We start from the raw sequence: 12,930 nt of genomic DNA, 5'->3' as shown, positions 1-12,930 counted from the left end.
GGGTTCGGGCGGGGGGGTGGGGCCGTCCCCCCCCTGGCCCGCGCCCCTCCCGTCGTCCGTACCGCGGGTCCCGGCCCCGGTACTCAGCCGCAGGACTCCTGCGGGCCCGGCTCCGACGGGGCCTCGTGCCGGGCCCCCGGGATGTGCGGCAGCCGGGCCGCCGACACCACGCCCTCCAGATAGCCGCGGGCCCGCTCCGTGCGCGGATACGCCTCCAGCAGCGCCCAGAAGTCCGGGCCGTGGTCCGGCACCAGCAGGTGCGCCAGCTCGTGCAGCAGCACGTAGTCGACCACGTACTCCGGCATCCCCTGCAGGCGGTGCGAGAGCCGGATCGTCCGCTCGCTCGGGGTGCACGACCCCCAGCGCGAGTTCTGGTTGGTCACCCAGCGGACCTGGGCCGGCCGGGCGCGACCGCCCAGGTAGTCCGCCGAGAGCTCCCGGGCCCGGGTCACCAGCGCGTCGTCACCGAGCACCCGCCGGCTCTCCTGCGCGGCCAGCTTCTCCAGCATCTGGGCGACCCAGCGCTGCTCCTCCGCGTGCGACATCCGGGCCGGGATCAGCACGACCGTGCGGTCGCCCTCGCGGTAGGCGGACACCGTCCGGCTGCGGCGGGCGCTGCGCCGCACCTCCACCCGGGACCGGTCGACCGGCTCGCGCGCGGCCCCCGGCTGCGGTTCCGGGCGCTGCTCGGGCCGTTGGTCGGGATGCTGCTCCGGACGCCCGCGCGTGCTCGGCGCCGCCACCTGCGACCCGGACGCTGCACGGGCACGCCGAGGCGACGCCGAGGGACGGGAGTCCCGTTCGGCTGCCATGGCACACGACGTTACCCGCTCCCTCCGGCAGAAGTCCGCTGCCCTGGCCGAAATGTTTCGTGGAGCGATCGGGAACGAAAGGCCTACGGCAGGTGTCCGGAATCCGACTCCGGACCGGACGCCAAGTTATCCACAGGGCGTGCGAACGGATCACCTGATCATGCGCCCGACCCTGTGGACAACCCGCAGCGCGCCGCCGCCCCGGTCGCGCATGCTTCCGTCTGTGGCCGAGATCTTTAGTTGGCGGATGAGAAAGATAGTTGGCGCCAGCGGGTATTGATCACGCCAAGTAGCTGTGCCGAGCGACGCTGGTTGGCATCGCCCTCGCTCATCTATGCCAAGATGCGAGGGTGGATATGACCGACGTCACGCGTGCGATCGCGGCTGCGACTTCGGTCGCCGCATCGCTCGACCTGCCGGCGAACGATGCAATCGTTCTCCACAACTCGAACAAGCTGGCACTGCGGCTGACGCCATGCAACGTCTTTGCCCGGGTCGCCCCTGTGGGGCAAGAGGTTGCACAGTTCGAAGTCGATCTCGCTCAGCGACTCACCGAGGTCGGATGCCCGGTGTGTCCCTTGGAGCCTCGGGCGGACCCGCGTGTGTACACGCGCGATGGCTTCGCAGTGACGCTGTGGACCTACTACGAGCCCGTGGCATCCCACACCTCACCAGTCGACTACGCCAAGGCACTGGAGCAACTGCACGCCGGCATGCGCGAGGTCGACGTGCCAAGCCCGAGGTTCACGGACCGGATCACGGAGGCGGAAGAAGTTGTCGCCGACCCGGATCGCTCGCCGGAGCTCACCGACGCGGACCGCGTGTTCCTCAGCGGCAGGCTGGCAAGCCTGCGACGGGCGATCGACGACCGCGGCGCCGTGGAGCAGCTGCTCCACGGCGAGCCGCATCCAGGCAATGTGCTCAGCACGAAGAACGGCCCGTTGTTCATCGACCTTGAGACGTGCTGCCGTGGACCCGTCGAGTTCGATCTCGCCCATGTTCCCAAGGCGGTCTGCGAGCACTACCCAAGCGTTGACCAAGGGCTGCTGGACGAGTGTCGGCAGCTCGTTATCGCGATGGTCGCCGCGTGGCGTTGGGAGCTTGGCGACCAGTTTCCGAATGGAAGGCGATTCGGAGAGGAATTCCTGCGCTTGCTGCGCGAGGGTCCTCCTTGGCCGACACTCGACACAGTGACCAGGCGACTGGATGGTCTGTAGAAATCGCCGAAGGCCACGTGAAAGCGGCAAGGAGCCAAGCGACGAGACTGTCGCCGTTGCAACCCCATGCGCGTCGGCCTCGCTGCCGCGCTAACCATGGGCGCCGCCGCCAACAAACATGAACTCCATTCGCACTCGGTGCATCAGACGGGCCCGGAGGCCTCGTCGGTGGCGGAGTCCTCACCCTCATCCCAGTCACCCAGGAGCGCCATCTCGACTGCCGCTCGCCAGCGTTCCGGGTTCGACAGGCCCAGCCGTTTGCGGCTGAACTCATCGATGACCTGGATGTTCCGGCAAAGACGGCTTTACGGGCGATCGTGGCGTCTGTGCCGAAGGCGGGGCGCCCGTGGACGGTCTCTACTGAAGTCTGGTAGCTCCGTCCCGAGGCAGTCCGGCTCCCGCCCGTCGACGCTTCATGGCGGGTTGGCGTCTCGGCGCCGAGACCTGGGAACAACTGAACCGCCACTTCAGAACACCAAGCAGCAAGCCGACGGAACGCACCCGGAACTCCGCGGAAGCTCTGATCTGGAGCCGCGTGGCTGGGAGTGAGCACATCCTCGCGCCCGTCCTCAACAGACCTCGACCGGGGCGAAGCACCGACCCGACCATCTCCACTTCATATGAAATGCAAAGACTCCATTTCTGGGACCAGAGAGGAAAAGTCAGGCAACCCCTCAGCTACCCGGAGCTCTTCGCAGCACTCGAAGACCTGGCCGTCCGATCACCACGACTGCCGATGCCTCATCACGCCCAGCAACCGATGGCTGACCAGACCCGCCGGCTATCGCCATCAAGATCCGCCAACAAAAGTTATCCACAGGGTTCTGACCTGCGTTGCGCACAGAGCTTCCCGCCAACTAAAACTTTCACTCACACCGTCGGCCGTCCGGAAACGATCAGAAGGAAGACCGCCGTGCGCCTCGCCCTCAAGCCCGCCCTCTCCCGCAGCTGGCGGGACTCGGACACCCTCCAGTTCGGCACCGTCCCGCAGCACGCCGGGGTGCTCGGCCACGCCTCGGACACGACCCTGTGCGCGTTCCTCGGCCTCGTCGACGGGACGCGCGACCGCCCCGCGCTCCTCGCCGAGGGCGAGCGGATCGGCTTCGGGAGCGACCCCGCCGACTCCCTGCTCGACCTGCTGGAGGAGGCCGGGGTGCTCGACGACGCCGAGGCCTCGGAGCAGGCCCTGGCGCACTTCCCCCAGCCGCACCGCGAGGTGCTCGGCCCCGACCTCGCCTCGCTGTCGCTGATCCACGCGCCACCGGGCGCCGCCCCCGCCGTCCTGGCCCGGCGGCCCGAGCACGCGGTCGAGGTCCGCGGCGCGGGGCGGATCGGCGCGGCCGTCGCCGCCGTCCTCGCGGCGGGCGGCACCGGCACGGTCACCGTGGTCGACACCGGCCGGGTCACCCCCGCGGACTGCTCCCCCGCCGGGCTGCCGCCGGCCGACGCCGGCCGGCTCCGCTCCACCGCGGCCCGCGAGGCCGTCGACCGGGCCACCGCGCGGCGCCCGGGCCGGCGCGGCCGGCCGCCGAGACCGGGGCCGCCCGACCTCGTGGTGCTCGCGCCCCGGGACGGCAGCGGCGCGTTCGCCGGCGGCACGCCCCAGGCCCGTGAGCTGCTCCGGGCCGGGGTGCCGCACCTGTACGTCGGGGTGGTGGAGGAGTTCGGGGTGGTCGGGCCCCTGGTGCTGCCGGGTGTCTCGGCCTGCGGCCACTGCCTGGTGCTGGCCCGGGAGGACGAGGACGCCGCCTGGCCGCGGATCCTCGCCCAGCTCGCCGAGGGCGGCCCGGGGCGGGCCCCGACACCGGCCTGCGACACCGCGCTGGCGACGGCGGTCGCCGGGCTCGCGGCCCTGCACGTCCAGGTCCTCCTCGACGGCGGCCGGCCGCCCAGCGTGGACGGCTGGTGCGAAGTCTCCGCCGTGGACGGCATGCCGCGCCGGCTGCGGCTCAGGGGCCACCCGGACTGCGGCTGCCTCTGGCAGCCGACAGCACCGCACTGAGGCGCCGTCCCGGGGGTGCGGGCGGCCTTCGGGCAGAGCGGGAAAAGCCCGCCGCAGCGGGGCGTGGAGCGATTACTGTGGCGTCGGCCATCCGGCCGACGCGGCCCGGGAGGCCGGCTCAACGATCGCAACGCTCGTGCACGACCTCACCCGAGAGGTATCGACATGATCACTCGCAGATCGCTCATCGGCGCCGCCGGCGCCCTGGCCCTCCCACTGACCGCCGTCTCCGCCGTCCCGGCCGTCGCCACGGCGGCCGAGGCACGGCGACGCCGCTGGTCCCGGCTCTCCGGCCACCTGCACGGCACCCTCGTCCTGCCCGGCGACCCGGCCTACGGCACCGCCAAGCAGATCGGCCAGGCCCGCTTCGACTCCGTCGAACCGGCCGCCATCGCCTACTGCGCCGACGAGGCCGACGTCGCCCTGTGCCTGCGCTACGCCCAGGACCACGACCTCCCGATCGCGGTCCGCGCCGGCGGCCACAGCGGCGGCGGCTATTCCACCGGCACCGGCCTGGTGATCGACGTCTCCCGGCTCAACGGCGCCGCGGTGACCCCCGGCGCCGCCACCTTCGGCGGCGGCACCCAGCTGGTCGACGTCACCAACGCCGTCGCCCCGCACGGGCTCGCGGTCTCGGGCGGCTTCTGCCCGACCGTCTCGCTCGGCGGCTTCCTCCAGGGCGGCGGCATCGGCCTGCTGACCCGCCACACGGGCATCTCCAGCGACAAGGTCACCTCGGCCCGCGTGGTGCTCGCCGGCGGCAGGACCGTCACCGCCTCGCCCGACGAGCACGACGACCTGTACTGGGCGCTGCGCGGGGGCGGTGGCGGCAACTTCGGCGTCGTCACCTCCTACACGGTGACCCCGGTCCCGCTGGCCACCCTCACCCTCGCCAGCCTCACCTGGTCCTTCGACCACGCGGTGGACCTCCTGCACGCCTGGTCGCACTGGCTGCCGGACGCCCCGCGGACACTGGGCGGCGGCGCCGTGGTCGGCCTGCGGGACGCCGCGCCCGGCGCGACCCCGTTCGTCTCCGTACTGATCGGCTCGGTCGGCACCGAGGCCGAACTCACCGCCGAGATATCCCGGTTGACCGACCTGGTGGGAGCGCTGCCGGCCACCCGGAACAGCTTCACGGCGCCCTACCTCTCGGTCATGATGGGCCTCTACGGCTGCGGCTCCTACACCCAGGACCAGTGCCACCGGGCGGGCACCGGTCCGGCGGCCGTGCTGGCCCGGCCGACCGCCGCCGTGGACCGGGGCCGGCTGTTCGACGCTCCGCCGCCGCGCGCGCTCTGGGACGCCGCGGTCGGCCTGCTCGACCGGGACCGGCTGGCCGGCCAGCAGCGGATGGTGCAGCTGAGCGCCCTGGGCGGCGCCGCCAACGACCCGGCGCGCACGGCCACCGCGTACGTGCACCGCGACGCGCTGTTCAACGCGAGCTTCGGCGCGGTGATCGCCACCGGCCCGGTGGACGGGACGGCGCAGGCCGCGGCCCGCCGCTGGGCGGACGCCGGATTCGCGCTGCTCGACCCGCACTCGGCCGGCGAGACCTACCAGAACTTCGTCGACCCCGGGCTGCCGGACTGGCGGCGCGCCTACTACGGGGAGAACTATCCGCGCCTGGTCGCGGTGAAGCGCCGCTACGACCCGCACCGCCTGTTCTCCTTCGCCCAGGCCATCGGCACCGCCCCGGACTCCCTGGGCTGACGCGCACGGCGCGGTCCCGGCGGTGCGGCCCCGGCGGGGCGGCGGATTCCGGCCGGGGCCGCGCCGGCGAGCGGGCACAATGGCGTATGACGGTCGGCTCCCGCCGCGGGGGCCTTGGGCGTGTCGACTTGGAGGCCCGGGTGAGCGATCTTCCGCGCAAGGCAATGACCCGCACGGCAAGACTCGCCGCCCTGCCGCTGGGGATAGCCGGCCGGGCCACCCTCGGCCTCGGGAAGCGGATCGGCGGCAGGTCCGCGGAGGTGGTGACCGCCGAACTGCAGCAGGCCACCGCCGACCAGCTCTTCAAGGTCCTGGGCGAACTCAAGGGCGGGGCGATGAAGTTCGGACAGGTGCTGTCCGTCTTCGAGGCCGCCCTGCCGGAGGAGGTGGCCGGCCCCTACCGGGCGGCGCTGACCAAGCTGCAGGACGCCGCGCCGCCGATGCCCGCGGCGAAGGTGCACGCGGCGCTGGCGCAGCGGCTGGGCGCCGACTGGCGGAGCCTGTTCCGGGAGTTCGACGACCGTCCGTCGGCGGCCGCGTCGATCGGCCAGGTGCACCGGGCGGTGTGGCACGACGGACGCGCGGTCGCGGTGAAGGTGCAGTACCCGGGGGCGGGGGACGCCCTGCTGGCGGACCTGTCGCAGCTGAGCCGGGTGGCGTGGCTGCTGGGACCGCTGATCCCGGGCCTGGACATCAAGCCGCTGATCACGGAGCTGCGGGAGCGGGTCTCCGAGGAGCTGGACTACGAGCTGGAGGCGCAGGCGCAGCGCCGTCACGCGGAGGAGTTCGCGGGCGATCCGGAGATCGTGGTGCCGGGTGTGGTGGCGCAGGCGGACCAGGTGCTGGTGTCGGAGTGGATGGACGGCACGCCGCTGGCGGAGGTGATCGCCTCGGGCTCCCAGGAGGAGCGGGACCGGGCGGGCCGGCTGCTGGCGCGGTTCCTGTTCGCCGGCCCCTCGCGGACGGGGCTGCTGCACGCGGATCCGCATCCGGGCAACTTCCGGCTGTTGAAGGACGACGGCCCGGTGGAGGGCTGGCGGCTGGGGGTGCTGGACTTCGGGACGGTGGACCGCCTGCCGGGCGGCCTGCCGGCGCCGATCGGGGCCTCCCTGCGGATGGCCTTGGCCGGGGACGCGGCGGGCGTGCTGGCGATGCTGCGCGAGGAGGGCTTCGTGAAGCCCTCGATCGAGCTGGACCCGGACGCGGTGCTGGACTACCTGCTGCCGATCATCGAGCCGGCGGCGGTGGAGACGTTCCACTTCACCCGGGCGTGGATGCGGGCGCAGGCGGCGCGGATCGCCGATCCGCGGTCGCCCGCCTACAACCTGGGCAAGCAGTTGAACCTGCCGCCGTCGTACCTGCTGATCCACCGGGTGACGCTGAGCACGATCGGGGTGCTCTGTCAGCTGGGCGCCAAGGCGCCGTTCCGGGCGGAGATGCTGGAGTGGCTGCCGGAGTTCGCCGAGGCGGGTTCGCCGGGCAAGCGCACGCCCCCGAAGAAGGCCGGGAAGACGCCGACCGGGAAGACTGCGGCCGGGAAGACGCCGGCCAGGAAGACAGCGGCCGGAAAGCCGGCCGCGGGGAAGGCCGCGCCGGCGAAGGCGGCCGCGCCCAGGCGCCGGAGTCCGTCGGCGGAGGGCTGATCCCCCTCCCCCGCAACGGCCGCAGGCCGCCTCCCGGTGTCGGGGGGCGGCCTGCGGCGCGACGGGGTCCGGCGGGGCCGAATCACGGGCCGGACGGTGGGGCCGGGCGGGCGGCGCCCGGGTCACCTCACGGCGGTCACGTCACGGCGGTCACATCAGGGCGGTCACATCAGGGCGACGGCGAGGGCCTTGCGGGCCCGGAGCGAGGCGCGTTCGGCCTTCTGCCTGAGCCGCTGGGCCCGGGCGAGCCGGTTGACGAGCCGTTGGTGCTCGGCCTCCTGGAGGCGCTCTTGCATATGCGCCCGGGCCAGGGATTCGTGGAGGAGTTGCATTTCGAGGGTCCTGTTCTGGATCTGGAGTTCGGTGGTCTGCTCGGCGCGGACGGTCGGATCGATGGCGGCGGCGGTCATGTGGTGGTCCTGCTCGTGGTGCGTCGTCGGGAAGGGATGGATGCGGGCGGCGTCGGCCTTGGCGGCGGCGAGGCGCACGGAGCGGCGGAGGGCGTTGTCCGGCGGGGGCTGCTCTCCCCGGCGGACGGTTCCGGCTCCGAACGCGGGGTTCACGCCGCGACCTCGGTCTTGCGCGGGCGGCCGCGCGGCCGCTTGCGGGCCACGACGACACCCTGGACGAACAGCTCGCCGCCCCAGACGCCCCAGGGCTCGCGGCGCTCGAGGGCGCCGGTGAGACAGGCCTCCTTGACCGGGCAGGTGCCACAGAGGGACTTCGCGTACTCGACGTCGGCGGGCGTCTCGGCGAAGAAGACCTCGGGGTCGAACGCGCGGCACGGGATGGGGAGACCGAGCTCCTCGGCCTGGTCGATCGAGGTGAACTGCATGGAAAGAACCTCCGGGGGGTCGGCCTGGTCGGCCTTGGTCTGGCTTGTCTGCGGTACGGACGGGGTGGGCGGCGTGATGACCGTGGACACTGTGGGCGTCTTCCTCGTCTTCTCAGTGGGTCCGGCTCAGCTGACTGGTGGGGCTGGGCCGGAGGCCCCGGGGGGCCTGGGTGGTCTTGCGTACCGGACAAAACAGAAGGGCCGCGGATCCCGGTAGTGGGGTTCCGCGGCCCTGGAGGCGCCGACCTGAGGCTGGCTCAGGTTCGTTCTCTCCAGGGTTCGGGGCCGCGGAAGGCCCTCATCCGGATGGCCGTGGCGTCGGCAAAGACGACAGCCATGGCCTGGGTGATCTGCTGCTCGTTCTGCTTCTGGGCGTTTCCGGCACCGATGACCTGCTCATAGCCGCCATGCATGGCGAGGGCTACGGCCGTCTTCGGTGCCTGGGTCGGTCGCTCATCACGCAGGGAGTGCGCAGCGTCGACCGACGCCCAGTCGCGGGACAGACCAGTCTCGACACGGGTGCCGTCGAGGCTGCCGCCCTGGATGCCGCTGTTGCCGGGGCCAGTGTGTCCGAGGCCACTGACAACGGGGGCGGGGGAGGCGGGAACGACGGAGACACCGGTGGTGTCGAGACCCAGACCGGTTCCGCACAGCTCGGCGGCAAGCCGCAGGCTGGCGGCACGCAGGGAGGCAGCGTCGACGGTCTGGCCAGTCATTTTGGTGATCATGGTTTCCACTGTCTTCGCCTCCTCTCGGCGTCTCGCGGAGCCTGGTCTCCCGGGCTCCGAACTGTTCGGATGTCTGTCTCGGTGAAGCTGGTGAAGCAGGTGAAGCTGATGGGCGCGGGGGCATGAGGCACAGGCGTCACCCTGGACGATCGCGTCCCCTTGACCGCTCCGGCAGGCTATTGCGCTCCCGGCACGGCGCGCAAACTATTTTTCCGGCGAGTTTCCCGACGGTCTCCGCGGCGCCCCTCGGCGCCGGCTGTGATCGCCCCGGACCGGCTCAGGCCGGTTCGTCCGACTGACCGTCCGTGACGTCCGCCGGATCCCTGACGGGCTCCTCCCCCGCACACAACGACAGCACGGCGGCCCCGTATTTGTCCAGCTTCATCGCCCCGACCCCGGAGATGGAGGCCAGCTCCTGCCGGTTGGCGGGGACGTCCTCGGCGATCGCCATCAGGGTGGCGTCGGTGAACACGACGTAGGCGGGGGCGCCCTGTTCACGGGCCTGGGCGGCGCGCCACTCGCGCAGCCGCTCGTAGAGCGCCTCGTCCATGGTGGAGGGGCAGCTCTCGCAGCGGCGGAGCTTGCGTTCGACCGCCTCGGTGAGGGCCCGCCCGCAGACCCGGCAGGTGACCGGCCCGCGGACCCGGCGCCCGGCGGAGCGCTCGCCGGCCTCGCCGCGCCCGCCGCGCCCCGCGGGGCGGGTGCCGGGGGCGCTGGAGCCGGGGCGCAGTCCGTCGAGGAAGCGGCTGGGCTTGCGGGAGGCGCGGCCGCCCGGCGAGCGGGACAGCGCCCAGGAGAGCGTGAGGTGCTTGCGGGCGCGGGTGACGCCGACGTAGAGGAGGCGGCGCTCCTCCTCGACCTGCTCGTCAGTCTTGGCGTAGATGATCGGCAGGGTGCCCTCGGTGAGGCCGACCAGGAAGACGGCGTCCCATTCGAGGCCCTTGGCGGCGTGCAGGGAGGCGAGGGTGACGCCCTCGACGGCGGGGGCGTGCTGGGCGGCGGCGCGGGCGTCGAGTTCGGCGACGTAGGCGGCGAGGTCGGTGGTCTGGCCCGCCGCGGTGCGGCCGCGTTCGAACTCCTCGGCGAGCCGGACGAGGGCGGCGAGGGACTCCCAGCGGTCGCGGACGGCGCCGGAGCCGGCGGGCGGCTCGGCGGTGAAGCCGCGGGTGGCGAGGACGGCGCGGACCTGGCCGGCGAGGTCGGGGGCACCGTCGGTGACCGGGTCGGAGGCGGCGCGGGCGGCGCCGCGCAGCAGGACGCCGGCGTCGCGGACCTCGGGGCGTTCGAAGAACCGCTCGGCGCCCTTGAGCTGGTAGGGGACGCCGAGATCGGCGAGGGCCTGCTCGTAGACCTCGGACTGGCCGTTGGTGCGGAACAGGACGGCGATCTCGCTGGCCCGCACGCCGGCGGCGAGCAGCTCCTTGATCCGCCGGGCGGTGGTCTCGGCCTCGGTGGGCTCGTCCTCGTACTCGGTGTAGACGGGCTCGGGGCCGGCCTCGCGCTGGGAGACGAGTTCGAGGCGGTGGCGGGCGGCCTCGCCGCGGGCCTGGGCGAGCAGTCCGTTGGCGAGGTGGACCACCTGGGGGGTGGAGCGGTAGTCGCGGACCAGCTTGACGACGGTGGCCTCGGGGTGGCGGTTGCGGAAGCCCAGCAGGTAGTCGGGGGTGGCGCCGGTGAAGGAGTAGATGGTCTGGCTGGCGTCGCCGACGACGCAGAGGCTGGCGCCGCCGCCGGGGCCGGTCCACTGGTCGAGCAGGCGCTGCTGGAGCGGGGAGACGTCCTGGTACTCGTCGACGGTGAAGTGCCGGTACTGGGCGCGGACCTGGTCGGCGATGTCGGGGCGGTCCTCCAGGATGGCGGCGGTGAGCAGCAGCACGTCCTCGAAGTCGATGTTCCCGCGGCGGCTCTTGGTCTCCTCGTAGACGCGGTAGACCTGGGCGGTCTCGGCGGGGTCGCGGGGGGCCTCGCGGCCGGACTTGGCGACGGCGGCGGGGTAGTCGTCGGGGCTGATCTGGGTGACCTTGGCCCATTCGATCTCGGCGGTGAGGTCGCGCAGTTCGGTGCGCTGGACGCGCAGGCCGCAGCGGCCGGCGGCCTCGGCGACCAGCTGGACCTTGCGCTCGAGCAGCTGCGGGACGGGCCCGCCGACGGCGCGCGGCCAGAAGTACTGGAGCTGGCGCAGGGCGGCGGCGTGGAAGGTGCGGGCCTGGACGCCCTCGGCGCCGAGCTCGCGCAGGCGCCCGCGCATCTCGCCGGCGGCGCGGGCGGTGAAGGTGACGGCGAGGACCTGCTGGGGCTGGTAGACGCCGCTGCGCACGCCGTAGGCGATGCGGTGGGTGATGGCACGGGTCTTGCCGGTGCCCGCGCCCGCGAGGACGCAGACGGCACCCTGCAGGGCGGTGGCGACGGCCCGCTGTTCGGGATCGAGTCCGGCGAGGACAGCGTCGGGGCCGCCGGCGGCGAGGTGGCCGCTCCGGTGGTCGTCCTGGTGTCCGTCGAACGGGCTGCCGCTCAAGAGGTCTTCCTGCATGCGTTCCATCCTCTCAGCCCGCGCGGACATCGCGGGCGGGGTTGTCCACAGGCGCGGTGTGATCGCAGGATGATCGCGACGCGGACGGCGGATAGTGGCACGCGGGGGCGCGTGCGACCAGCCTCGCGCCGGTCCGGGTGGGTGCGCGCCGACGCGGCCCGGCCGGTCCCGGTGCGGAATGACCGCCGGGCGGTGGACGTTGTCCCCGCGGAGCCGCGTGACCCACGCGGCGCCCCCGTACAGGCCCCTCCCCTACCCGAAGGAGTCCCCTCGATGTCCGGCAGCGTGACGATGTACAGCACGACCTGGTGCGGCTACTGCAACCGGCTCAAGAGCCAGCTGCAGCGCGAGGGCATCGGCTACACCGAGATCAACATCGAGGAGGACCCGGCGTCGGCGGCCTTCGTCGAGTCGGTGAACAACGGCAACCAGACCGTTCCGACCGTGCTGGTGCAGCCGGCCGGCGGCGGCGAGCGGGTCGTGATGACCAACCCGAGCCTGCTGCAGGTGAAGAAGGCCCTGGCGGCCTGACCCCGGAGGCCCGGCGCCCCGGCGGCGCCCGGCCGGCGCGCCGGCCCACCGCGGCTACGGCGCGTCGGCCCGGGCCGGGTCGACGGGCGCGGCGGGCGCGGGCAGCGAGGCCCGGGCGGCCAGGTCGCCGACCGCGTAGACCAGCCGGCTGCGGTCGGCGGAGTAGCGGGTCTCGATGACCCGCACCGGCCCGCGCCGGTCGTAGGTGACCCGGGTCTGAACCACCAGCGGCACCCCCGGCCCGCCCTGGAACCACTGGGCCTCCTCCGGCCCGGGCATCCGGGCGACGAGATGGTCCACGGCGCCGACCTCGGTGCGCCCGAGCGCGGCGAGAACCGCCTCGTCGCCGCCGTCGATCTGGTCGGGCTCCATCAGCGGGGTGCCGGCGGCGAGGCCGGCCCGGTAGTGGCTCTCCTCGATGGAGTACGGCTCGCGGTCCAGCATCCGCAGCTGGCGGCGGACGACGATGGCCTCACCGGGGCGCAGTCCGAGCCGTTCGGCGATGTCGACGCGGGCGCGGACGATCATCATCTCGAAGTCGACGGTGAGTTCCCGCCCGCTCTCGGCCGCCTCGCCGCGGTAGACGGCGCTGGGCACGGCCAGGCAGTCGCGCGGGACGGCCTCCTGGGGGTCGGGGCGGGGGGCGGGCCCGTAGGCGCGGTGATCGAGCACGGGATGCTCGCGCAGATAGGTGCCCTTGCCCTGGAGGCGGACCAGCCGGCCCTCGTTGACGAGGACGTCGACGGCGAGGCGGACGGTGTTGCGGGCGACGCCGTACTGGCGTTCCAGCTCGCTCTCGACCGGGAGGGCGGCCGCGGTGGTGAACTCGCCCTCGGCGATCCGGCGGCGCAGGTCGGCGGCGAGGCGCTGGTATTTGGGGGATTGGGCAGTGCCCCGGGGGATTGTCACCCGAGTGAATGTA

At 73.1% G+C, this 12,930-nt stretch carries 11 protein-coding genes; 5 read left to right on the top strand and 6 right to left on the bottom strand.

The features are described 5' to 3' along the window. Positions 1 to 83: 83 nt before the first annotated feature. Entirely contained in the window at positions 84 to 812 is a 729-nt protein-coding gene (locus tag ABT093_RS12900) for a M48 family metallopeptidase (protein ID WP_502884208.1), read from the bottom strand. A gap of 356 nt (positions 813 to 1,168) precedes the next feature. Between ABT093_RS12900 and ABT093_RS12895 the strand changes: the two genes are divergently transcribed. From ABT093_RS12895 to ABT093_RS12880, 4 genes are all read left to right on the top strand, one after another. Further along, positions 1,169 to 2,029, top strand: coding sequence for a phosphotransferase (locus tag ABT093_RS12895; RefSeq protein WP_350563482.1), 861 nt, complete (start codon positions 1,169 to 1,171; stop codon positions 2,027 to 2,029). 913 nt (positions 2,030 to 2,942) lie between these two features. Further along, entirely contained in the window at positions 2,943 to 4,031 is a 1,089-nt protein-coding gene (locus ABT093_RS12890) for a ThiF family adenylyltransferase (protein WP_350563455.1), read from the top strand. A 165-nt stretch (positions 4,032 to 4,196) separates the two neighbouring features. Beyond that, positions 4,197 to 5,741 carry an FAD-binding oxidoreductase gene (locus ABT093_RS12885; protein WP_350563453.1) on the top strand — a complete coding sequence of 515 codons (1,545 nt, stop codon included), beginning with the start codon at positions 4,197 to 4,199 and terminating at the stop codon, positions 5,739 to 5,741. A 140-nt stretch (positions 5,742 to 5,881) separates the two neighbouring features. Then, positions 5,882 to 7,384 carry an ABC1 kinase family protein gene (locus ABT093_RS12880; protein ID WP_350563451.1) on the top strand — a complete coding sequence of 501 codons (1,503 nt, stop codon included), beginning with the start codon at positions 5,882 to 5,884 and terminating at the stop codon, positions 7,382 to 7,384. 164 nt (positions 7,385 to 7,548) lie between these two features. Here the strand turns inward: ABT093_RS12880 and ABT093_RS12875 are convergent, their stop codons facing one another. The 4 genes from ABT093_RS12875 to ABT093_RS12860 form a co-directional block, all read right to left on the bottom strand. Next, complete coding sequence (locus ABT093_RS12875; RefSeq protein WP_350563449.1) at positions 7,549 to 7,947, bottom strand: putative WhiB-interacting protein; 399 nt, start codon at positions 7,945 to 7,947, stop codon at positions 7,549 to 7,551. Beyond that, positions 7,944 to 8,309, bottom strand: a complete 366-nt coding sequence (locus tag ABT093_RS12870) for a WhiB family transcriptional regulator (RefSeq protein WP_350563447.1) — start codon at positions 8,307 to 8,309, stop codon at positions 7,944 to 7,946. Before ABT093_RS12870 ends, ABT093_RS12875 begins: the two co-directional genes overlap by 4 nt. A 167-nt stretch (positions 8,310 to 8,476) precedes the next feature. Continuing rightward, complete coding sequence (locus tag ABT093_RS12865; protein ID WP_350563445.1) at positions 8,477 to 8,956, bottom strand: hypothetical protein; 480 nt, start codon at positions 8,954 to 8,956, stop codon at positions 8,477 to 8,479. A gap of 268 nt (positions 8,957 to 9,224) precedes the next feature. Further along, positions 9,225 to 11,486 (bottom strand): ATP-dependent DNA helicase UvrD2, encoded by a 2,262-nt coding sequence (locus tag ABT093_RS12860; protein ID WP_502884207.1) that lies wholly within the window; start codon positions 11,484 to 11,486, stop codon positions 9,225 to 9,227. A 264-nt stretch (positions 11,487 to 11,750) separates the two neighbouring features. On the opposite strand from ABT093_RS12860, the gene ABT093_RS12855 reads away from it, so the two are divergent. Then, on the top strand, positions 11,751 to 12,008 hold the full coding sequence (locus ABT093_RS12855) for a mycoredoxin (protein WP_350563441.1): 258 nt from the start codon (positions 11,751 to 11,753) through the stop codon (positions 12,006 to 12,008). 54 nt (positions 12,009 to 12,062) lie between these two features. On the opposite strand, the gene ABT093_RS12850 is transcribed toward ABT093_RS12855, so the two are convergent. Further along, a complete protein-coding gene (locus ABT093_RS12850) occupies positions 12,063 to 12,917 on the bottom strand; it encodes a GntR family transcriptional regulator (RefSeq protein WP_350563439.1) in 855 nt (284 codons plus the stop codon). Positions 12,918 to 12,930 lie beyond the last annotated feature (13 nt).

Source organism: Kitasatospora sp. NPDC002551 (assembly GCF_040296005.1).
Taxonomy (GTDB): Bacteria; Actinomycetota; Actinomycetes; order Streptomycetales; family Streptomycetaceae; genus Kitasatospora.
This window is presented reverse-complemented; position numbering and strand designations above follow the sequence as displayed.

Bases quoted from the DNA above. Each gene is read 5' to 3' on its own strand.
- ABT093_RS12900 (WP_502884208.1), bottom strand. From the start codon at position 812: ATGGCAGCCGAACGGGACTCCCGTCCCTCGGCGTCGCCTCGGCGTGCC.
- ABT093_RS12895 (WP_350563482.1), top strand. From the start codon at position 1,169: ATGACCGACGTCACGCGTGCGATCGCGGCTGCGACTTCGGTCGCCGCA.
- ABT093_RS12885 (WP_350563453.1), top strand. From the start codon at position 4,197: ATGATCACTCGCAGATCGCTCATCGGCGCCGCCGGCGCCCTGGCCCTC.
- ABT093_RS12860 (WP_502884207.1), bottom strand. From the start codon at position 11,486: ATGGAACGCATGCAGGAAGACCTCTTGAGCGGCAGCCCGTTCGACGGA.
- ABT093_RS12855 (WP_350563441.1), top strand. From the start codon at position 11,751: ATGTCCGGCAGCGTGACGATGTACAGCACGACCTGGTGCGGCTACTGC.